This is a genomic window from Luteolibacter sp. Populi, assembly GCF_040801775.1.
Lineage (GTDB): Bacteria > Verrucomicrobiota > Verrucomicrobiia > Verrucomicrobiales > Akkermansiaceae > Haloferula.
The window spans coordinates 6,346,667-6,369,171 of record NZ_CP161812.1 but is presented as its reverse complement, the minus strand read 5'-3'; the positions used below and the strand labels follow the sequence as shown (position 1 = coordinate 6,369,171).

At 64.4% G+C, this 22,505-nt stretch carries 13 protein-coding genes, 1 tRNA gene, 1 pseudogene and 1 CRISPR repeat array (1 of these 16 cut by a window edge); of the genes and pseudogenes, 8 read left to right on the top strand and 7 right to left on the bottom strand.

The window, feature by feature from the left end:
• A CRISPR array of direct repeats spans positions 1-6,234; the repeat unit is 33 nt; unit sequence GTCGCCCCTCACACGAGGGGCGCGGATTGAAAC; it reaches 2,593 nt to the left of the window's first position.
• Between the two features lie 188 nt (positions 6,235-6,422).
• From ABWK72_RS25925 to ABWK72_RS25915, 3 genes are all read right to left on the bottom strand, one after another.
• Positions 6,423-6,499 (bottom strand) — tRNA-Met (locus tag ABWK72_RS25925).
• Positions 6,500-6,591: 92 nt separating this feature from the next.
• Positions 6,592-7,731: a glutathionylspermidine synthase family protein gene (locus tag ABWK72_RS25920; protein ID WP_367872479.1), complete on the bottom strand. Its 1,140-nt coding sequence runs from the start codon at positions 7,729-7,731 to the stop codon at positions 6,592-6,594.
• A gap of 12 nt (positions 7,732-7,743) precedes the next feature.
• The gene (locus ABWK72_RS25915; RefSeq protein ID WP_367872478.1) at positions 7,744-8,508 is read right to left on the bottom strand and encodes a hypothetical protein; all 765 of its coding nucleotides are present in this window, start codon (positions 8,506-8,508) and stop codon (positions 7,744-7,746) included.
• A gap of 251 nt (positions 8,509-8,759) precedes the next feature.
• Here ABWK72_RS25915 and ABWK72_RS25910 point away from each other — a divergent pair, with 251 nt between their 5' ends.
• Positions 8,760-9,641 carry a 3-methyladenine DNA glycosylase gene (locus ABWK72_RS25910; RefSeq protein WP_367872477.1) on the top strand — a complete coding sequence of 294 codons (882 nt, stop codon included), beginning with the start codon at positions 8,760-8,762 and terminating at the stop codon, positions 9,639-9,641.
• Between the two features lie 251 nt (positions 9,642-9,892).
• On the opposite strand, the gene ABWK72_RS25905 is transcribed toward ABWK72_RS25910, so the two are convergent.
• The 3 genes from ABWK72_RS25905 to ABWK72_RS25895 form a co-directional block, all read right to left on the bottom strand.
• Positions 9,893-11,092, bottom strand: coding sequence for an A24 family peptidase (locus ABWK72_RS25905; RefSeq protein ID WP_367872476.1), 1,200 nt, complete (start codon positions 11,090-11,092; stop codon positions 9,893-9,895).
• Between the two features lie 218 nt (positions 11,093-11,310).
• Complete coding sequence (locus tag ABWK72_RS25900) at positions 11,311-12,204, bottom strand: hypothetical protein (RefSeq protein WP_367872475.1); 894 nt, start codon at positions 12,202-12,204, stop codon at positions 11,311-11,313.
• Complete coding sequence (locus ABWK72_RS25895; protein ID WP_367872474.1) at positions 12,201-12,533, bottom strand: hypothetical protein; 333 nt, start codon at positions 12,531-12,533, stop codon at positions 12,201-12,203. The genes ABWK72_RS25900 and ABWK72_RS25895 overlap by 4 nt, the downstream gene beginning before the upstream one ends.
• A 75-nt stretch (positions 12,534-12,608) precedes the next feature.
• Here ABWK72_RS25895 and ABWK72_RS25890 point away from each other — a divergent pair, with 75 nt between their 5' ends.
• The 4 genes from ABWK72_RS25890 to ABWK72_RS25875 all read left to right on the top strand — a co-directional run bounded on the left by ABWK72_RS25890 (position 12,609) and on the right by ABWK72_RS25875 (position 17,462).
• On the top strand, positions 12,609-13,967 hold the full coding sequence (locus ABWK72_RS25890) for a CCA tRNA nucleotidyltransferase (protein ID WP_367872473.1): 1,359 nt from the start codon (positions 12,609-12,611) through the stop codon (positions 13,965-13,967).
• A gap of 233 nt (positions 13,968-14,200) precedes the next feature.
• The gene (locus ABWK72_RS25885) at positions 14,201-15,307 is read left to right on the top strand and encodes an Lrp/AsnC family transcriptional regulator (RefSeq protein ID WP_367872472.1); all 1,107 of its coding nucleotides are present in this window, start codon (positions 14,201-14,203) and stop codon (positions 15,305-15,307) included.
• A gap of 197 nt (positions 15,308-15,504) precedes the next feature.
• On the top strand, positions 15,505-16,182 hold the full coding sequence (locus ABWK72_RS25880) for a response regulator transcription factor (RefSeq protein WP_367872471.1): 678 nt from the start codon (positions 15,505-15,507) through the stop codon (positions 16,180-16,182).
• A gap of 2 nt (positions 16,183-16,184) precedes the next feature.
• The gene (locus ABWK72_RS25875; RefSeq protein WP_367872470.1) at positions 16,185-17,462 is read left to right on the top strand and encodes a sensor histidine kinase; all 1,278 of its coding nucleotides are present in this window, start codon (positions 16,185-16,187) and stop codon (positions 17,460-17,462) included.
• 100 nt (positions 17,463-17,562) lie between these two features.
• On the opposite strand, the gene ABWK72_RS25870 is transcribed toward ABWK72_RS25875, so the two are convergent.
• Positions 17,563-17,775, bottom strand: a complete 213-nt coding sequence (locus ABWK72_RS25870) for a hypothetical protein (protein ID WP_367872469.1) — start codon at positions 17,773-17,775, stop codon at positions 17,563-17,565.
• Between the two features lie 56 nt (positions 17,776-17,831).
• Between ABWK72_RS25870 and ABWK72_RS25865 the strand changes: the two are divergent.
• From ABWK72_RS25865 to ABWK72_RS25855, 3 genes and pseudogenes are all read left to right on the top strand, one after another.
• A pseudogene (locus ABWK72_RS25865) lies at positions 17,832-18,437 on the top strand (NAD(P)/FAD-dependent oxidoreductase); the annotation flags it as partial.
• A 4-nt stretch (positions 18,438-18,441) separates the two neighbouring features.
• Positions 18,442-19,020, top strand: coding sequence for an NAD(P)/FAD-dependent oxidoreductase (locus ABWK72_RS25860; RefSeq protein WP_367872468.1), 579 nt, complete (start codon positions 18,442-18,444; stop codon positions 19,018-19,020).
• 185 nt (positions 19,021-19,205) lie between these two features.
• Complete coding sequence (locus ABWK72_RS25855; protein WP_367872467.1) at positions 19,206-22,478, top strand: discoidin domain-containing protein; 3,273 nt, start codon at positions 19,206-19,208, stop codon at positions 22,476-22,478.
• The last annotated feature ends 27 nt before the right edge of the window (positions 22,479-22,505 follow it).

Sequence of the window (22,505 nt, the reverse complement as noted above, 5' to 3'; positions counted from 1 at the left end):
GAGTCGCCCCTCACACGAGGGGCGCGGATTGAAACGCGCCTTCAGCGCGTAGTGGTCCGCCGGATACGCCGTCGCCCCTCACACGAGGGGCGCGGATTGAAACGCGAGCAATGCGGCGCAGGACCGGTTCGTCACCGGTCGCCCCTCACACGAGGGGCGCGGATTGAAACATCCCACGAGATCCCGATCCACTGCGTGACCGTGTCGCCCCTCACACGAGGGGCGCGGATTGAAACACATCGAGTGATGACGTTGCAACGCCGGATCTCGTCGCCCCTCACACGAGGGGCGCGGATTGAAACTGTGCGGCACTGGGAATCCAGACCGGCGAAGACGGTCGCCCCTCACACGAGGGGCGCGGATTGAAACAAGACCGTTCTGGATCGCGCCACGACCAAGACGGCAGGTCGCCCCTCACACGAGGGGCGCGGATTGAAACAAGGACAACTCAAGAAAGGACCGGGCGGGGGTCGGTCGCCCCTCACACGAGGGGCGCGGATTGAAACCGCCTTCGGTCACAAAGGACGCCGTGGAACCAGAGTCGCCCCTCACACGAGGGGCGCGGATTGAAACCAGCGGAAGCCGCGAGAGAGTAGAGCCCAACACCGTCGCCCCTCACACGAGGGGCGCGGATTGAAACATCCGCATCAATCCGGTGGTTAAGCCCCGACCCCGTCGCCCCTCACACGAGGGGCGCGGATTGAAACAGCGTCAGCACAACATACCCCTCCCCTGCCATCGGTCGCCCCTCACACGAGGGGCGCGGATTGAAACAGCACCTCGTAATCGACCACCACGCCGGGCACGCGTCGCCCCTCACACGAGGGGCGCGGATTGAAACCACTGCAAGCCGTAGGTCACCCCGTCAAAGGCGGTCGCCCCTCACACGAGGGGCGCGGATTGAAACACCGTCTCCGCCGTGGCGCGGATCTCCGCGGAAAGTCGCCCCTCACACGAGGGGCGCGGATTGAAACAATTTTATCAAGCTCACCACATCCTCCGGCTTCAGTCGCCCCTCACACGAGGGGCGCGGATTGAAACACCGGACTCCACTTGATCCGCGATGAGGTTCAGGGTCGCCCCTCACACGAGGGGCGCGGATTGAAACAACCGCCGCATCGAACGGGTTGATGTAATGGCCGTCGCCCCTCACACGAGGGGCGCGGATTGAAACTTACCGATAGCGGGAAACTACGACGAGTTGCTGGTCGCCCCTCACACGAGGGGCGCGGATTGAAACCTCCTCGGCGGGGAATCCGAGTTCGCCACCCTTGGTCGCCCCTCACACGAGGGGCGCGGATTGAAACTCCGCGTGGTACGAGTTCGAGGACAGCGTGCTCGTCGCCCCTCACACGAGGGGCGCGGATTGAAACCACATGACGTGCTCCAACGTTTCCTTGGCCTTGTGTCGCCCCTCACACGAGGGGCGCGGATTGAAACTTGATCTCAGAAACGATGCGGGCCTCGCGCTGCGGTCGCCCCTCACACGAGGGGCGCGGATTGAAACTCGAACATTTCGATCGCGCCCATGCCGTACCAGGTCGCCCCTCACACGAGGGGCGCGGATTGAAACGACCAGACATCCGCGCCCTTGCCGATGTTGGCGGCCTCACACGAGGGGCGCGGATTGAAACTGCGACCAGGTGACGATGTAGCCGCGGATCTCCGGGTCGCCCCTCACACGAGGGGCGCGGATTGAAACATTGGTCCTTCGTTTGTTCGGCGTAGAGGTGGAGGTCGCCCCTCACACGAGGGGCGCGGATTGAAACGCGTGGACACCCACCCACTGGCAGCCCCTCCCGCCGTCGCCCCTCACACGAGGGGCGCGGATTGAAACAGCTCCCCGGCCAGATACGGCCCCACCTGATCCGGTCGCCCCTCACACGAGGGGCGCGGATTGAAACAACGTGCCGCACGTCGCGACGATCAAGCGCAGCTTGTCGCCCCTCACACGAGGGGCGCGGATTGAAACAATAACGTCCGCACCATTAACAACAACCCGTTCCGTCGCCCCTCACACGAGGGGCGCGGATTGAAACTCCCGTGCGTGCCGAATAGGAACTGGAGATGGGTCGCCCCTCACACGAGGGGCGCGGATTGAAACTGCCCGTCCACCAAGCCGGAGGAACTCCACGAAGTCGCCCCTCACACGAGGGGCGCGGATTGAAACAGTTGCCGCTCGCGGCGTTCGTGTTGCCTGTTGCGTCGCCCCTCACACGAGGGGCGCGGATTGAAACTCATACGCTTGGTTCTTCAATCCTTCTCAAACCGTCGCCCCTCACACGAGGGGCGCGGATTGAAACCCGGCCTTGTCGCCAGTGGTGCGGATGCGGCACGTCGCCCCTCACACGAGGGGCGCGGATTGAAACCCATCTTGTTCCGCCAGGGAGGCAACCGGATTGGTCGCCCCTCACACGAGGGGCGCGGATTGAAACCCGAGCCGGCCTGGAAGATGATGCTCTCTAACAAGTCGCCCCTCACACGAGGGGCGCGGATTGAAACTTCAGCCACCAGCTCGATTTTGGGCATGAGTTCCGGTCGCCCCTCACACGAGGGGCGCGGATTGAAACCACTACCCCGTCATCGCGCCGCTAATCATGTGCGTCGCCCCTCACACGAGGGGCGCGGATTGAAACTTGTGGGACACCAGAGGACCCAGCACCCTTGCGTCGCCCCTCACACGAGGGGCGCGGATTGAAACCACGCTGAGCGAGCGGAAGAGCCGGATATTCTGGTCGCCCCTCACACGAGGGGCGCGGATTGAAACAGCCGTCGATCTGGCGCGGCTTGGCCTTTTCCTGCTTGGTCGCCCCTCACACGAGGGGCGCGGATTGAAACAGCCGCAAAGCTTGACCCGCGTACCGCAGAACGCGTCGCCCCTCACACGAGGGGCGCGGATTGAAACCGTTTGCGGTGGACTCGTGGTATAGATGACGGGGTCGCCCCTCACACGAGGGGCGCGGATTGAAACGATTTCGAGGGGAGCGCGCTGCCAGAGATGGCCGTCGCCCCTCACACGAGGGGCGCGGATTGAAACTCCCAGCACATCCGTACCATCGCGAACGCCATCGAGTCGCCCCTCACACGAGGGGCGCGGATTGAAACTCCAGCCAGACGGTTCGCGCGAGGTCGACTCTACGTCGCCCCTCACACGAGGGGCGCGGATTGAAACTCCAGCAGGTTGCCGCGTTCCGTGTCCTCCGAGCGTCGCCCCTCACACGAGGGGCGCGGATTGAAACGCCTTCAGCCTCTGCTTGGGCGAGAACATGCCGAGTCGCCCCTCACACGAGGGGCGCGGATTGAAACGGTAGGTAGGTGTCCAACTCGGGACCGCTAACGGGTCGCCCCTCACACGAGGGGCGCGGATTGAAACTTTAGAGTGCCGCCAATGACCCCAGCGGACATCGTCGCCCCTCACACGAGGGGCGCGGATTGAAACAGATCGCAGACCAGATGGCAGAGGAAGCCCGGCGTCGCCCCTCACACGAGGGGCGCGGATTGAAACAGGCCGGAAAGCTGGATAACGCTGCGCTCGTAGTCGCCCCTCACACGAGGGGCGCGGATTGAAACTCATAGGACTCCCTGAGCTGTTCCTCCTGGGCGGTCGCCCCTCACACGAGGGGCGCGGATTGAAACCAGCGGTCACACCCATAGCAAAGGCCCATACCCGTCGCCCCTCACACGAGGGGCGCGGATTGAAACGTTGGCGAGGTGGCCTTGATTCGGAGAACCGAAAGTCGCCCCTCACACGAGGGGCGCGGATTGAAACATCGGCTCCCGGGCTTTGATCCCCCTGCCCGAGGGTCGCCCCTCACACGAGGGGCGCGGATTGAAACTCGAGTGGGCCACCCACCACGGCACGAATTTTTGGTCGCCCCTCACACGAGGGGCGCGGATTGAAACATGTATTGGAGATTCATGCGAAAACTTCACTAGTCGCCCCTCACACGAGGGGCGCGGATTGAAACATCGGCTACCTCTTCGGCAGGCGCTGCAAGGCCGTCGCCCCTCACACGAGGGGCGCGGATTGAAACTTCGTTCAGACGATCGACGCGAACACGACACTCGGTCGCCCCTCACACGAGGGGCGCGGATTGAAACTCCTGAGCCTTGAGCTGCGACTGCATGTCGCTCGTCGCCCCTCACACGAGGGGCGCGGATTGAAACAAGTCGGCGGCTTTGTTAGGCAAGGACGTGGGCAGTCGCCCCTCACACGAGGGGCGCGGATTGAAACCCTGCACGGATCATGCAGACCACCTGCCGGAGGGTCGCCCCTCACACGAGGGGCGCGGATTGAAACGGACTGGCGCATGCTGGTGGAGCGCTTCCGCTTGGTCGCCCCTCACACGAGGGGCGCGGATTGAAACGATAACATGACAAGCTGGACCATCAAAGGACAGAGTCGCCCCTCACACGAGGGGCGCGGATTGAAACCCCGATGCGCGTTGGGAGAGATTCCGCTTCTGTGTCGCCCCTCACACGAGGGGCGCGGATTGAAACAGCGCAATGCTTGATCGCGTCGCCGCTGGTTTCGTCGCCCCTCACACGAGGGGCGCGGATTGAAACATCGAGTTCCAGTTCGGTGAACTTTCCGAGAAGGTCGCCCCTCACACGAGGGGCGCGGATTGAAACCTCGATCACTGGGGCACTGAGGAGGAGATCGAGCGTCGCCCCTCACACGAGGGGCGCGGATTGAAACAAGTCGAGCGCGCCGCTGTCGATCAGCTCGGCGGTCGCCCCTCACACGAGGGGCGCGGATTGAAACACGTCGCTGCCGCCGGGCAGCACGCCGCGGGCATGTCGCCCCTCACACGAGGGGCGCGGATTGAAACTCTACTGCCTAGTAGCCCTCTCCGTGCCGTCGGTCGCCCCTCACACGAGGGGCGCGGATTGAAACTTGCCTCTCTTGGACTGGGGCAGGATGTGATCGGTCGCCCCTCACACGAGGGGCGCGGATTGAAACCCTAATAGCCATGTCTTCCAGCCAGTCGAAGACGGTCGCCCCTCACACGAGGGGCGCGGATTGAAACGGTTCCTGGCGCTTGCTCGCGTCCTGGTGAAGCGTCGCCCCTCACACGAGGGGCGCGGATTGAAACGAACATGCCCGCCATCCGGCCGGGATTGGCGAGGTCGCCCCTCACACGAGGGGCGCGGATTGAAACTCAGTGTCCGTGGTGCCGCGCATGTAGCTGGTGGGTCGCCCCTCACACGAGGGGCGCGGATTGAAACTCCTTGGTGGCTTCGGCAAGGGCGTTGAGGTCGAGTCGCCCCTCACACGAGGGGCGCGGATTGAAACTATTGCGACGTCCTGGCACTGCCGAAGAATTCCAGGTCGCCCCTCACACGAGGGGCGCGGATTGAAACATCGCCTCCCGCATCACCCAGCACACGAAGGCCGTCGCCCCTCACACGAGGGGCGCGGATTGAAACTCCCAGCACTCGGGCTCCCCGTCCGCGAACAGGAAGTCGCCCCTCACACGAGGGGCGCGGATTGAAACACGGGCGGGAGATCTTGTATGCGTCGCTGTATTGTCGCCCCTCACACGAGGGGCGCGGATTGAAACGAGTTCGAGAGGTCGGCTCGCCAGTTATCGCCGAGTCGCCCCTCACACGAGGGGCGCGGATTGAAACTTCACCGACTGCGAGACGGCTAATATCCGCTACGTCGCCCCTCACACGAGGGGCGCGGATTGAAACTTGTATTCGCGCTTCCAGCCGAGGAGCGTGCTGAGTCGCCCCTCACACGAGGGGCGCGGATTGAAACTCTTGGATCAGGTTCTCTGCATCGGCAAGGGCGCGTCGCCCCTCACACGAGGGGCGCGGATTGAAACACCATCGCCTTCAGCTCGGGCTTGAGGCTGGCGAGTCGCCCCTCACACGAGGGGCGCGGATTGAAACCCTCGGCTGCTCCGTCTACGCCCGCGCCGGTGCCGTCGCCCCTCACACGAGGGGCGCGGATTGAAACCCTTGGCCTGCTGCTTGAGCGGCACCCCCGATCCGGTCGCCCCTCACACGAGGGGCGCGGATTGAAACTGTTCCTCCACCTTCTGGGTCTGCTGGGCGATCGGTCGCCCCTCACACGAGGGGCACGGATTGAAACAGCTTCACGAACATCATGCCCGCCACCGGCCCCGTCGCCCCTCACACGAGGGGCGCGGATTGAAACTACGATCGTACGGGCTGGCAGTCCTGGACGAGTGGTCGCCCCTCACACGAGGGGCGCGGATTGAACCTCCTTCATCCGCTTCAGCTTCCCGGTGAGATCATGTCGTTCCTCGCTCGAGGACGAGGATCCGTTTTAGCGATTTGAAGGACATCTCCGGCTGGAGCCTCAGAGTGAATTCTGTGATCATCGAGTGTGATCATGCCTGTCGCCCCAAAAGGACGAAGGCCTTAATCCGTTAAGAACTAAGGCCTTCGATTGGTGGCGGGAGTAGGATTTGAACCTACGACCTTCAGGTTATGAGCCTGACGAGCTACCTGGCTGCTCCATCCCGCGATTTATTGGTGCGCCTTTCGGCGCGGGCCGCGACACTAGCCCGGAAAACGGCTTGCGCAAGGGATTTGTTCTCACTTCTTCAACAAATCCGATCACCCCTCGATCCGGTGCGGCAGGAAGCGGCTCAGGTTCCCGGTGACCGGCCCTTGGTCTCCGCGGGCGGAAAGGCCGCGGCACTCGTCGCCGACCATCCACAGGCCCCAGACGATGTGCTGGCCGCCGGCTTGAAAAAGTTCGGCGTGCTGCTGGTAAACGATCGGACCCTCTGCCGAGGGCAAGGGCGGAGGCGAGTGATAGGGCCCGCGCGAATGCAGGGACACTCCGCTGCCCTCGCGCCCGAAGAACGGCTTCTCCACCCAGCGATCGATGCTGCCGAGTCCCTCCCGCGAGTACGATGCGGGCAGTAGCAAGGGATGCCCCGGATTCAGCTCCCACAGGATCGGCAGCAGCCCCTTGTTAGAGAGCATCATCTTCCAGGCCGGCTCGGTGAAGCGCGCGCGCTCGGAGCCGATCTCCGCGAAGAAAGGATCCTCCGCCATCCACTCCCAGGGGTAGAGCTTGAAGAGCCGCCCGATCGGCCGCTCGTTCATGTCGGTGAAGCGGCCTTCCTCGGAAAAGCCGATCTCCTCGATGTCCATCAGCTCCACCGTCTTGCCCGCCTGCTCCGCCGTCTCCGCCAGGTAGGCGATGGTCTGGCGGTCTTCCAGGTGATCCCACTGGCAGGCGAAGTGGATGAGGTCCTCCGGGAAAATCTTCCAGCGCTCGACCAGCGCTTCATGCAGCGAGTTGAGCTGGTCGTCCGCCGCCGCCACGTCCTCCAGCCACTGCCACTGGATCACCGCCGCTTCGAGCAGGGAGGTTGGCGTATCGGCATTGTACTCCAGCAGCTTCGGCGTGCCGCTGCCGTTCCATGCCAGGTCGAAGCGGCCGTAGAGCGTCGGATCCCGCACCAGCCACGAAGTCTGCACCATCCCGATCGCCGCTTCCGGAATCGCGAGGCGTTCCCACCAGCCGCGGCGGGCGATCTCATCGCAGGCGGCGATGCACATCGCGTGCAGCTCGTTGGCGGCAGCTTCGAGAATTTCCGCGGCCTCGAGCGTGAAAACCAGATTGCGATCCTCGCTCCAATACGGATCGCCGCCCTCGCCATGCCAGAGCAGGCCGGAGGCTTCCACACGCTCGCGCCACCCGCTGCGCGGCGGACGCACTTCCAATCGCACCGGTGTCTTCATCGCATCGATCGATCAGCTGCCGAAGCCACCGCTTTTGCCGCTGCCCCCGCTTTTCGCGCTGGAACCGAAGCCGCCGCGCACCGATTTCCCGGCCTGCACCGGCACCCCGCTGGCGCGGCTTTGCTCGACCATCCGGCGATAGCCGGGATTGGCCGCCGCGTGCGAACTCACCATGCTGCGCTTCTGGTCGATTTGGCTTTGCCATGCCGGGGCTTGCGACGCGGCACGCTGGAAGCCGGGGCCGGCTGCAAAGCCATTGCGATTGCCGGAGAGCAGCCAATACATCAGCAGCATGTTGCCCATGCCGAAGCCGCCGTGGTGCCCGTTATGAGCCCCCGCGTTCCCGCCCGATGACCCGGCGGTCTGCTGCTCCTTCTGCTCCTTTTCGAGCGCGGCCATCACCTTCTTGAGCGCCTCGGGCGAGGGCCGGCTTGCCGCGATCTCCTCGACCGGCGGCGGAGTCGCCTGCCACACGCCGTTAATGAACCACTTGCCATCGCGCGCCGAGCCGAAGGCTTCCGGGAAGAAGTCATTCGCCCCCGCATGATAGTAGCCCACGCCCGCGAGCTGAAAGTTGTTAGGCACCGCGCCGCCCGTGAGGGTGGCCTTCAGGGCGTCCATCTCCTCGACCTCCTTCTGGGTCTTGGCCATCTGTTCGTCGGTCGCCGTGGCCGTGTAGCTGCGCTCGCAACCGCTGAGCCCCAGGCCCGCGATGAGGCAGGCCGTGGACCAGGAAAGGGCCCCGGCAGGACGGAGGATCGCGTTACGTCGTTTCATGACAGTCCCGGAGCGTAAACCCTCACATCCTTCTCCGTCAACGCAACGCGGATTCCAAACCGCCCGTCTTCTTCCAATCGCCCGGAAGCAGCGGACGGCTCTTCCGCTGGGGGCGCGGAGCCACTGGCCCGCAGAACGGTCCGAGCCAACTCCAACACGCGAAAGAGATCCGCAGTATCCCCACGGCGCTCTCCATCCCCTCCCACCCCACACTCGCCATCCCCCGGCCCACCTGCTCTCCTCGCCCCGCCATGTCCGCACTCTCCGCCGTCCTGCTCCCTGCCAGCGTTTGGCAGGCCCGGGCCGCCGCGCACCGCGCCCGGGCCGAACGCTGGACCGCCCCCGCCCGGGAGCGCCGCACCAGGGGAAAGCCCCATCCGGTCGACGACTTCCTCTTCAGCTACTACCCCTTCTCCTACGCCAAGATCGAGGAATGGCACCCTCCCACCGGAACTGCCCTCGAAGCAGCCGATCCCCTCCCCGCCCGCTTCACCAAGAAACCCTACCTCCTCACCGGGGACCGCATCTCCGCCGATCCTACCCTGTTAGAGGACAAGCAACGCGCCCGCCTGCGCTGGATCCGGGAACTGCTCGCCGCCACGCGCGACCGCCTGCAGATCCTCTCCTGCCACGGCCTCCACGAGTGGGCCATGGTCTACCGCGGCGCGGCCATCCGCCATGCCGGCACCGCTACCCTGCGCCTGCCGCAAACGGAGATCGACGCCCTGATCGAGTCCCGTCCGATCCGCTGCTCGCACTTCGACGCCTTCCGCTTCTTCCACCCCGAGGCCCAACCGCTCAACCGCCTGCAACCGGCCCTGATGACCCGGTCGGACCACGAGCAACCCGGCTGCATCCATGCCAACATGGATCTCTACAAGTGGGCCTTCAAAGCCATGCCTTGGCCCGGATCGGACCTGCTTCTCGACTGCTTCGAGCTCGCCATGGAACTGCGCGATCTCGACATGCGCGCCAGCCCCTACGACCTCGCGGAATTCGGCGTCGTCCCCGTGAAAATCGAGACCCCGGAAGGCCGCCGCGAATACGAAGAAGAGCAAGCCCGCCTCGCCGCCAAGGCCGTGCCGCTCCGCGAGCGTCTGATCGCGGCACTCGGGATGACCCTGGAATCCTGAACCCGGATTTGCCTTCCGCGGCTTCGCCGCCGTGGACTGCGTGCAGCCTGCTGCCGCTGTCCCGATGCAGCCTGCTGCGAGGGGCGCTGCAAAGGCGAAGTACCGGGTGTGGCGAGCCGCGGACGGAGCGGGAGACGGAGATTCCACGTGCTTCACGGCAACAGGCTGCCTGCCGACAGCGGCAGCAGGCTGCACGCAGTCCACGGCGGCTGCGCCGCTTCAGCCCAGGACACCCACCAACCGAAGCCCCTCTAAAACCTCCCCAACAAACTCTCGAAATACCACTGGGCGATCCTCCATCCCCCGAACATCCACCCGAAGGCCCCGAGAATCAGGAAAGGTCCAAAAGGCAAGGGCTTGCCGAATCCCACCCTTCCCAGCACCGCCGCAACGACTGCCAGCAGCGAGCCTGCGAAGATCCCGAAGAACACCCCCGTCCAGCCGAAGAACGCGCCGATCGCCCCCATCAGGTGGATATCCCCCTCCCCCATCGCTTCCCGCGGAATCACCGCCCGCGCCGACTTGCCATCCAGCGATTTGACCTCCTCGATCGAGAGCTTCCTGCCATCGGGAAGCTCGACGCCGGCCTCGCGGATCGTCAGCACCCCGGCCTGGACGGTCTCGCCGTTCAACCGCAACTCGCTGCACTCCACGATCAGCCGGTCCGTCTTGCGGTAGAAGATGTCCCACCACGCCGTGCGCTGGCCGTCGATCTCGAACCAGATCGGATCCTCATCGCCCTCCGGCTCCACCAGCTTCCAATCCACCGGCGTCGGGAACTCCATCTTCTTCTTGCCGAAGGCCATCTTCCCCAGTCGCACCACCAGCCACAGCCCGCAGGCGCCGATGATCCAGCCGAGCACCGCCTGCTCGACCCCGCCCAGCCACTCCACCGGGATCCAGCGTCGCACCGGCAGCCCGGCGAGATTCGGCAGCGCCGGCCACAGCGCGGCGGCGATCAGCCCGGCCACCGTGGCAGCCCAGGTGAAGGGCGTCGGGATCACCATGTGCTCGGCATCGATGAAGGTGATCGAGATGAAGAGCGCCGCCATCACCCACAGTGGCAGCAGCGCCGCCATCGCCAGCGTCGGCATGCTCCCCAGTCCCAGCGAGTGGCGCACGAAACCCCAGATCCCCGCGAAGAGCAGCGCGGTCAGCAATTCCACGCCGAAGTAGCGGAACGCGATCGGTGCCCGGCAATTCGCGCACTTCCCGCGCAGCCACAGCCAGCTCACCAGCGGGATGTTCAGGCTCATCGGGATCGGGTGCTTGCACTTCGGGCAGAAGGACCGCTTCGGCTCGTTCACCGAAAGGTCGAGCGGCACCCGGTAGATCACCACGTTCAGGAACGAGCCGATGCACGCGCCGATCAGGAAGGCCGGCACGAACCAGATGGGATGGGCCAAGGAGGGATAGATCAAGGTGGCGGCATTGAAGCGCATCGAAAGCATTTCGGAAATCCGAAATTTCCCAGGTCCTTCCTGCCTTGAAAGGTGGTCCGCACAGTCCTCTGTGCGGCGAATGGTTCCCGAAAGCGGGCCTCACCCTGGGGCCCTCGGGTGGATGCCGCCGCCAGAACTGCTTCGACCGCTCAGAGGCCTGAGCGGACTACCTTTGTCCGATCCGTCCTACCGCCTTAGGGGAATGAGACGGATCGGACAGATCCTCCCTACTTCCCCGCCCGCTCCGCCGCCTTCAGCTCCGCCAGTTCCGCCTCATACTTGAAAATCGCCTTCTCATCCGCATCCACCTGCCGGATCAGCATCGTCAGCGTATTGTAGTTCCGCCGCGGATTCCCCCGCAGCGATGCATACTGTCGGGCCCGGGCCGCGACCCGGCTCTTGATGATGGGGATGCGCGCCTCCAAGCGGGCGATCTGCTCCTTGCGGGAGTTGTCCTTGATCTCCACCAGGCCGCGCTCCAAGTCCCGCTCCAGCTTGCCCGCCATGGCTTTCTCCTGCTCCAGGAAGCGCTCCATCTCCGCGGCGTCGAATTGGAAGCGCTCGCGAACCTTCGCCGGCAGATCCTTCGCAGGCACCCGCACGATCCCGTCCTGATAGCGAAGCTGGATCCCGGCCGGATTCACCTGGACCACCACCGGCGATTCCAAGCGGCGGCCGTCGGGCAAGGTCATGGTCGGTAGCACCTCGCCAGCCGCCTTCTCCCGGACCTGGTCGCGGTAGGCCGCGGCGTAGTCCTCCTGGCGCGAGCGCAGCCCGGCGAGGGCCGCCTGGGTCGCATCGATCTTCTCCGCGATCCCCGTCAAACGGGCATCGGCGGCGTCCTGGCGGGCGACATTCAGCCTCACCTCGTCATGAAACTTCCGGGCTTCACGGTAGTCCTCATACTTCGCCTGCGCCTCCGCCAGATCGTGCTCCAAGCGACCGATCTCCCGCTCCTGGCGGGCCACAAGGCCCGGACCGGATTCGCCCAGCCCGTTCAGCCCGGGTTCGAAGACGAACAGGGACAGTCCCACCACCGAGACCAGCACGAAGAAGGCCAGGCAGGTCCCGATCACCCCCGCCCCGCGGTAGCTGGTCAGCAAGTCTTCGAACATCCTCATGGCTTGTCCTTCGCCCTCCAGTCTTCCACCACATACCTGCGGCGGTAGGCTTCATGGTCCTTCCTGGCCGTCTCCAGTTCGCTCTCCAGAGCGAGCAGTTCCTCTTCTTTCTCCCTCACGTAAGCTTCGGTTTCATCCGCCATCTGCAGGGACTCCGTCACATCCTTGGCGGTCTCCTTCAGCGGCGTGCTCATGTCCGCCCGGATCTTGTCCACCTGCCGCTCCAGCTCGACAATCCGGCGCGTCTGCCGCCCGCGCTTGGAGGCCTGCGCCGGATCCTCGCGGCAGGCCACGAGTGCCAGGATCAGAATAAGGGGGAGATGTTTCAAACCGGCCCATTGTCGCCGCGGGGGCGCCGTCGGGTCAAGGGACCAAGTATGAAAGAACCATGAAGATGCCCCTTCTTGCACCGGCTCCCCCTTTCCCCTAACACTGCGGAAGTGCCGCAGGACCGTCAGATCGCCACCTCATTCGCCTACAAGCTCAAGGCTGCCGGGCATGTCGCTTACTTCGCCGGGGGCTGCGTGCGCGACCGGCTGCTGGGGAAGGAGCCGAAGGACTACGACATCGCCACCTCCGCCACCCCGGCCCAGGTGACGCGTCTCTTCCCCGGCTCGAACGAGGTTGGCGCGCACTTCGGCGTGGTGATCGCGAAGGACCACGGGGTGATGGTGGAGATCGCGACCTTCCGCACCGACGGCTCCTACAAGGACGGGCGACGGCCGGAGGCGGTCACCTTCTCGACCCCGGAGGAGGATGCCCAGCGCCGCGACTTCACGATCAACGGGCTCTTCGAGGACCCGGAGACGGGCGAGGTGATCGACTTCACCGGCGGCCAGGCCGACCTGGAGGCCGGCGTGCTGCGGGCGATCGGGAACCCAGCGGACCGCTTCGCCGAGGACTCGCTGCGGCTGATGCGGGCAGTCCGTTTCGCCACCACGCTGGGCTTCGAGATCGAGGCCGGCACCTGGGCGGCGATGCAGGACCACGCCGCGGGCCTGCAACGGATCTCCCCGGAACGGATCCGCGACGAGTTCTCCCGCATCATCGTGCTGCCAGCACGGCGGCGCGGGCTGGAGCTGCTGGTGGACTCGGGGCTGATCCAATACTTCCTCCCCGAAGTGCTGCCGCTGATCGGCTGCGACCAGCCGCCCGAGTGGCACCCGGAGGGCGATGTCTACATTCACACCCGGATCATGCTGGAGATGCTCGGCGACGATGCATCGCTGGAGCTGTGCCTGGCAGTGCTGCTTCACGACATCGCCAAGCCCCCGACGCGCACCTACGACGAGGAGGCCGGGCGAATCCGCTTCAACGGCCACGATGCCCTCGGCGCGACGATGGCGGAGGAGATCCTGCGCCGCCTGAAGTATCCGAACCATGTGATCGAGGACGTGGCCTTCATGGTCTCCCGCCACATGCAGTTCATGAACGTCCAGCAGATGCGGACCTCCAAGCTGAAGCGCTTTATGGCTACGCCTACCTTCCCGCAGGAGCTGGAACTGCACCGGGTCGATTGCGCGTCCTCGAACGGCTTTACCGACAACCTCGAATACCTGATCGAGAAGCGCGAGGAATTCGCCGCCGAGCCGCTGATCCCGAAGCCACTGGTGACCGGCCACGACCTGATCGCGCTGGGCGTGCCGTCGGGCCCGAGGTTCAGCGAGATCCTGGAGGCGGTGCAGACGGAGCAGCTTGAGGGCAGGCTGACGGAGCGGGAGCAGGCGCTGGAGTGGGTGAAGGGGCTGGTCGGCGCGTCCTGAAATCTGTCCGATCCGTCTCATTCCCCTAAGGCGGTCGGACGGATCGGACAAAAAGGTGGTCCGCACAGTCCTCTGTGCGGTTGAAGCAGTTCTGGTGGCGGCATCCACCCGAGGGCCCCCAGGATGAGGCGCGCGACAAGGGTGGCTTCGACCGCACAGCGGACTACCTTTTGCGGACCACCTTTTTCCCGTAAATTTCGGCGTGGCGGGAGCGTATTGGGGAGCCTAGCCTTATGCCCATGCAGACCCTGCCCGTCGAACACAGCGACCCGACCAATGCGAAGATCCTGGCGATTTCCGAGGACCTGATCACGGGTTTCCAGCGCCAGCCCTTCCATGTGATCGCGGAGCAGAGCGGGGTGCCGCTGGAGACGGTGCTGGAGCGGATCCGGGCGATGCTGGAGGCGGGCGTGGTCCGCCGGGTCCGGCAGACCCTGCTTTCGACGAAGCTGGCCCATGGGGCGCTGGTGGCTTGGAAGGTGCCGGAGGAGAAGCTGAACGCGGCCTTCGATTTCATGTCGCAGCAGGATCCCTTTTCCGGGCATGTAGTGATCCGCTCGACGGACGCGGAGGTCTCCGGATCGGGCTACCGGCTGTGGACGACGCTGAAGGTGCCGGTGGGCGAGTCTCTGGACGAGCATGCGACGGCGCTGCTGCGCCTGACGGGTGCGGAGGAGTATTTGCTGATGCCCGCCAATGGCGTTTTCACCCTGGGCGTCGGCCATGTCCGCCGCCGGGCGCTGGAGCCGGGCGACAAGGCGGATGAGATCGCCGAGATGATGACCACGGTGCCGGTGACCCTGACCCAAGAGGAGTGGGACACCCTGCTGGCCTTGAAGGAAGAGCTGACCTTGGATGAGATCGTCGAAAACCCTTGGGATGGCCGCGCGGCGAAGCTGGGAATCTCGGTGGAGCGCTTCTGCGAGATCGCGGAAACGCTCAATGCGAAGAAGGTGATCGGGCGCTTCTCGACCTTCCTGGAACACGTGAAGCCCTCCGCGACGGGCGAGCGGGTGACGCGCTTCAACGGACTATTCCACTGGGCGGTGCCGAAGGGCCGCGAGATCGAGGCCGGCGCCGAGGTCGGCCGCCACTTCTGCATGACCCACTGCTACTGGCGCGAGGGCGGGCCGCAATTCGGCAACGTCAACGTGATGGGCGTGGTGCATGGCACGGAGAAACCGCGGGTGATGGAGCACAAGGCGGCGATCGACCGGCATTTGGAGTCGATCGGGATTCCGGTTTCTTATACGAACGTGTTCTGGGGCGGGCGTTCTGAAATCAAGCCTTCTGAGATCTCTCCCATCGTTTATAAGGAGTGGCATCACAGGCATAAATGACTAATTACTAAGCACTAATTTTCAAACGAGTCAGTGTTTTGGAAGGGGGGCGGCGCATGCCGCCACTGCGAAGCCCCTTCCCAAACACACTTCGGTTTAGTAATTAGTGCTTAGAAATTAGTAATTTCCCGATCTGACGATTTCGTCACAAGCGTCCCGTTCCCCCCACTAGGGGGTGGCCCTAAACCTCAGCGCGCATGCAGAGAATCCTGATCGTCGAGGACGAGCGCGACATCGCGGACCTGGTGGGCTTCAATCTGGAGCGCGCCGGATACGAGGTGCTGAAGGCGCACGACGGGATCACCGGTGCGGAACTGGCGATCTTGGAGCGGCCGGATCTGGTGATCCTGGACCTGATGTTACCGGGCAAGGATGGCTATGGGGTTTTCAAGGAGCTGCGCCGCGATTCGCGCAGCCGCGATATCCCGGTGATCATGCTGACCGCCCGGGCCCAGACCGAGGACCGGATCCAGGGCCTTGAGGCCGGGGCGGACGACTACCTGACCAAGCCGTTCTCGCCAAAGGAGCTGATGCTGCGGGTGCAGGCCGTGCTCAAGCGCAGCGACGGCCCGCCGGGGGCGGTGGAGGTGACTTACGGGCCCTTCCGCTTCGACAAGAACTCGCTCAAGTTTTACCTCAGCGGACAACCGGTGGAGCTTACCTCCACCGAATTCAAGCTGCTGCTTTTCCTGACGGAACGCGCCGGCAAGGCGCAGGACCGCAACGATCTGCTCCGCACGGTGTGGGGCTATAGCGACGAGGTGCATAGCCGCACCCTCGATACCCACATGAAGCGGCTCCGTCAGAAATTGGGCGAACATGCAGCGATGGTTGAAACCGTGCGTGGCATCGGATACTGCGTGTCGTCCCTCTGAGGATGACCGATCCGCTTGTCATTGCCCCGATTATCGCGGCGCTCTGCGCCTTCGTGGCCCTAGGGTTCACGGGGCTGCGCCTGCGCCGCGCCCGCAAGGAATTCCGCGAGGAGGTGTCCTCGTGGAAGATGCGACTGGATCTGGACCTGCGCGGGGCCCGCAAGGAGCGCGACCTGCTGCTGGATGCACTGGGCGATGCCTTCATGCTGGTGGATGCGGACGCCAGGGTGCTGTTCGCGAACCAGGCGGCGCGAACCCTTTTCCGAGGCCGCGACCTGACCGGCCGCACGGTGCACGAAGCCTTCCTGGACCAACGCCTGGCGGCGGCGCTGATGCGCTGCCTGGACACCGGCGAGGCCACCGTAACCCGGGCGGTGCTCGGCCAACAATCCTCCCCGCTCGGCGATCAGGAGCGCCGCGGGATGAACGCCTGGGTCATCGACGCCGCCCGGCTTTCCGACAGTCCGGCGGACGAGCCCACCACCCGAGTCGTGATCCGTGACGTGACCAACGAATATCAAACCGAGCAGATCCGGAAGGATTTCGTGGCGAATGCCTCCCACGAACTGCGCACCCCGCTGGCCATCATCAATGGCTATTTGGAGAACCTGATCGACGACGACTTGCTCGACGACAAGGAGCTGACGCGGCGCTTCCTGAAGGTGATGCGCAAGCACACCGAGCGGATTTCGCGGATCGTGGAAGACATGCTGGTGATCTCGCGCCTGGAGTCCGGGGAAGCCGCGGCGCTGAAGGTGAAACCATTCCGGGTGCGGTCTTGCGTGAGCGATGTTTTGGAGCGGCTGGAGTCCGTGATCAGCAACCAGCAGGCGGTGATCAAGATCGACATGCCGGAGACCGACATCTCCCTGGCAGGTGATCGGTTTTACTGGACGCAGGTACTCTTCAACCTGGTGGAGAATGCGCTTAAGCAGAATCCGCGGAAGGGCTTGGTCGTGACGATCGGTTGCAACCGGACCGAGGAACTGACCCGGATCTGGGTGGCGGACAACGGCGTGGGGATTCCCAGCGCGGATCTGGCGCACATTTTCCGCCGCTTCTACCGGGTGGAGAAGCACCACTCCCAGGAGGAGATCAAGGGCACCGGCCTCGGGCTATCGATCGTGAAGCGGGCGATCGAGGCGCATCGCGGGACGATCATGGTGAGTTCGATTCCCGGGCAGGAGACGAAGTTCACGATCGAGGTGCCGCGGGATGCGGAGGCGGCGCTGCTGGCGGATGCGGAGGCGCAGGTGCTGCCGGAGTTGAACGGGGCGTGATGAAGGGTTGGTGCCGGCGAGACATTTGGAACCACGGATTGACACGGATAAGAGCCGGACTGGTGAGGACTTGGCCAATCGGTGGTTCTCGTGATTCGCGCTAGTCTTCGTCCGCGATCTTGTCCGGGGAAGTCTCCGTCAGAGTTGCGCCGTGGAGCAGGCGGCAGAATTCCTTTTTCGAAAGCACGTGATGCTCGCCTTCCTTGGTCTCGAGGTCGGCCATCGACTTGTAGGCCACTTCGAAGCGTTCGAGGCGGACGATCCGCAGGTATTCCTTGCCCTTTTTCCACACTTGGTTCTGCTGAAGCTTCATGCCGGAAACTGCGCCATGAATCCGCCGCTGACCAGCTTCACCATCCGACTTCGCGCATGAAGATCGCGGTGATTGGCGGCGGGCCCGCAGGTTTGCGGGCAGCGGAGGTGGCGGTGGCCAAGGGTGCTACGGTCGCGCTCTTCGATGCCAAGCCCTCGGTGGGCCGCAAATTGCTGGTCGCGGGCAGGGGCGGCCTGAACCTCACGCATGGGGAGGATTTCGAGCGCTTCATCACGCGCTACTCCGGTCCGGGGCAGCCGGCGGGCTTCTGGCGGAGGGTTCTGGAAAATTTCAGCCCGGAGGAGCTTCGTGCTTGGGCGGCGGGACTGGGCATCGAGACCTTTCAACAACGCACCGGCCGGGTCTATCCGCGCGAGATGAAAGCCGCGCCGCTGCTGCGCCGCTGGGTGGAGCGGCTGAAGGCGGCAGGCGTGACTTTTCACACCAAGCACCGGCTGGAACGCATCATTCCCGGGTCACCGCTGCGCCTCGCCTTCGAGGGCATCGCGGAGGAAAGCACGGCGGACGCAGTGATCCTGGCGCTGGGCGGCGGATCGTGGCCGATCACCGGTTCGGATGGCGGGTGGACCGCGATGCTGCGTGAACTCGGCATCGGCGTGAATCCCCTGCTTCCTGCAAACTGCGGCTGGGAAAACGCGTGGCCCGATGAAGTACCTGGCGATCGCCGAGGGCTTCCCGCTCAAGAATCTAACAGTCCGGTCAGGAACCGTGGAAGTGCAAGGCGAGCTGATGGTGACCGCCTACGGCCTGGAAGGCGGCGCGCTCTATCAGCTCGGCAGCGTTCTGCGGCAGATGGAGAGGCCCGCGATCTCGATCGATCTCAAGCCGGCCGCATCGATCGACGATCTGGCTCGGAAGATGGAAAGCGTGCGCGGCAATCTAGCAGAAGCATGCCGCGAGCGCTGGAAGCTGACGCCAGCGGCGCATGCGATCCTCACCCAGGGCCTAACAGACGACGCGGCGATTGAAACGCTCTGTGCGCGGGCGAAATCGTTAGAGGTGAAATTTTCCGGCCCGCGTCCCTTGACAGAGGCTATTTCATCGGCGGGGGGCGTGCGCTGGGACGAGCTCGACGAAGGTCTGATGTTGAGAAAGCTGCCGGGTGTTTTTGTGGCCGGAGAGATGATCGATTGGGAAGCGCCGACCGGAGGTTACTTGATGCAAGGCTGTTACGCGACGGGCCAGCATGCAGCCGGGAGCGCGCTCGCATGCTTCAAACGCTGACGGGCCGCGGGGCATTTTCGCGAATCGGCATATCGCGCTAAACCTCCAAGCGCAGGAAACGCGTTACATGCTTCTTAAGCAGGACGAAGCGCCTGTTTGTTAGAACCAAGGAAGGCCGGCCTGCGTGGATACACGAGGTCATGTTTTCATCTAACAGGCACTTCTTCCGCTTATACTACGACCCGATGATGAGACACACGACCGACCCCAAGGGCAACCGCAGCGCCGCCCCGCGCGTGCGCTTGCTGCCCGCCATTTTCGCCCTGGCAGTGACCGGCAGTGCCGTATGCCCTGCGGTGGAAGTGACTTACCAGTACTACCGCTTCAGCCCGAAGCTGAACGCCCCCGATACCGTAACGGCGACGCAGCTTTCGGAATTCCTCTTCTACCGCCGTGGTGCGGAAGTCAGCCGCGCGGGTGTAGTGGTGACCGGCGGCGGTGCCAATACCCCCGAATCCGCGGAGGGTGCCGGAAAGCTTATCGACGGAACGGTCGATACGAAGTGGTACAGCGGCGGCCGCGATGCGGTGGTTTTCGATTTCGGTGCGCCGACCACGATTGATTCCTACAATTTCGCAACGGCGAACGACTCGCTGGACCGCACTCCTACCCAGTGGCTCTTTGAAGGCAGCACTGACGGCACGACCTGGGTCACGGTGGATAACCGGGATCTTGGCGCGAACGCGGTCCCCCCCACCTACTTCACCTATCGCGGGATCGTCTTCATCGGCGGCGGTACCCCGCTGCCGGCGATCACCAGCTTCGGCACGCCGACGACTGAGATCAATTCGGTCGGCCCGATCCTGGAGGCGCAGCCTTCGATCGTGAAGAACACGCTGGCCAGCGCGCTGAAGTGGAATGTCACCGGCACCACCACCGGCATCATGCTGACGCCGCCGGGGATCCCGGTGATCGCCGCGGACACGCTCACGCCGATCGTGCCGCCCTCGAATGCGGACACCTACTACACGCTGGCCGCGACCAATACCAGCGGCACCGCCAGCGCCTCGCACAAGCTGCGCGCCGTGCCCGGCACGACCAAGACGACGCGCTACGTGAAGTTCACCGGCACCACGCTGCGCGGCAACGGCACGCTGGCACAGATCGGCGAGATGGAGTTCTTCGATGCCGCCGGCACCAAGCTGGCGGTGTCCTCCGCCACCAACCCGGGCGGTGATTCCGGCGCCAATGCCGCCGAGACCGTGGCGAGCATCATCGACAACGACTACGGCACGAAGTGGCTCAACCACAACAACCGCCCGATCATCTTCGACTTCGGGACCAATGTCTCGATCGCGTCCTACCAGATCACGACCGGCAACGACGACGGCAACCGCGATGCGGTGCGCTGGATCCTGGAATCGAGCGACGATGGGGTGAACTACAAGCTGCTCGAAGCGGTGAACAATTACCCGGTGCCCAACGAGCGCCGCGCGCTGACCGGCAAGCTGCCGCTGTCCGGCACGACCGCGCAGTGGACCGGCTCTGCCGATACCAACTGGGACAACACCACGACCAATTGGGCGAATGCTGGCACCACTTCGCCCGCCATCGCTTATCGGGACGACGAGCCGGTAATCTTCGGCGACAGCGGCATCAACCGCGACATCTACGTGCTCGCTCCGGTCGCCCCTTCGTTCATCGAGATCGACAACTCGAGCGCTCCTTACACCTTCGACGGTGAGGCGCCAATCACCGGTCTCGGCGGATTGGTGAAGCGCGGTAGCGGCGAGGCCACGTTCTACAGCGGCAATAGCTTCAGCGGCGCGGTCTACAACCAGGGCGGCAAGCTGATTCTGGAAAACTCGCTGGCGCTCGGCGCGCGCGACACGAACAACCGCTTGGAACTCGGAGGCGGTTCGACCTTGGACGCTCGGGTGAGCCTCGCGACCCAGCGCCGGACCCTGGTCCTGGAAAGCGGTGCGAACATCGCCGTGGGCGACGGCAGCACGCTTACCAAGATCGGCAGCTTCGACTTCCGCGGCACGCTTCACAAGACCGGCGGCGGCACGCTGCGCTTGCAAGGTTACACGGGTTCCGTGGCTCCTGCTGCAGAGGACATCGTGGTGGATGGCGGGACCTTCGAGTTCAACCACAACTACTACAACAGCGGAGGCACTCCGTATCCCGCCTCCTCGCTGGACATCACCGTGAACGCACTGGGACGCCTGGTCTTCGCCGGGAATTCCCCGCTGGGCGGCTTCCACACCTACACCACGATGGGATACAACCAGATCAAGCTGGTGGAAGGCGGCGTCTTTGAATTTACCACGAACCTGAACTACATCCCTAGCGGGCGTGTGGGTGGACAGGGCCGCGTGGTCCTGCAGGGCGGTGTGATGACCGGCGGAGGTGAATTCGAGCCGGTGGTAGGTTCTGCCGCCGAGCAGTCCACCATCACTGCGCTGGCAAGCACCAACCCTTCGCAGATCACCGGCACCGGCTTGGTGGCACTGAATCCGGGCAACCTGTGGTTCGTCACCGAGCCGGGCTCCGTGCTGGATATCTCCCGCAAGATCTCGGGTGGCTACGGCTTCGTGAAGGAAGGCACCGGCGAACTGATTATCTCCGGCAATGAGAATACCTACATCGGTACGGGTCTGGTCAATTTGGAGACCCCGGCCATCGCCACCCGCATCACGGCAGGCACCCTGACCCTGGCGAATGCCTCGGGCAGCGCCACCGGCACCTCGCCGGTGACGATCGCCGCGGGCGCGACGCTGCAGGGCACGGGCATTGCGACCGGCGTTTACACGATCGCCGGCAGCGTGGCTCCCGGCGGTAGCACTCCCGGCACGCTGACACTTGGCACGACCACCCTCAGCGGCAGCTACCTGGCACAGATCGACGGTAGCAGCGCGGACAAGCTGGTGGTGAACGGCGACCTGGACCTGACCGGTGCGACCCTCTCGGTGGCGGCGACGGGTGCAACCGCGCCGATCTACGTGATCGCCACCTACACCGGCAATCTCACGGGAAGCTTCACGCTGCCGGTGACCGGCTTGCCCTCGGGCTACGACCTCTTCGTCAATACCGGCGCAAAGCAGATCGAGATCAAGCAAGCGGGTGCCACCGAGACCTACGAAAGCTGGGCTGCGAGCCTCTCCGATCCTTCCGCCGATGCGGACGAGGATAATGACGGCCTGCTGAATGGCATCGAGTTCGTGGTGGGAGCGGATCCGGAAGTGTCCGATCTGACGAAGGCTCCGACCTTCGTGCGCAACGGTAGCGGGGACCTGGTCTTCACCTTCCTGCGGACCGAGCGCTCGGCCTACCTGAATCCGGTGGTGGAATATAGCACGACCTTGGCCGGGACTTGGACGACCTTCGGCGCTGCCGTGGTAGCCCCGCCGGTGGGCGGCGTGTCGACGGTGACGGCCACCTTGCCTGCTTCACTCGCGGGTCCTAACGGAGAACTCTTCGCCCGTCTGCGGGTGACGGTTCCGGTTGCACCCTGAGCAGCCTGACATCCAGCTAACAAAAGC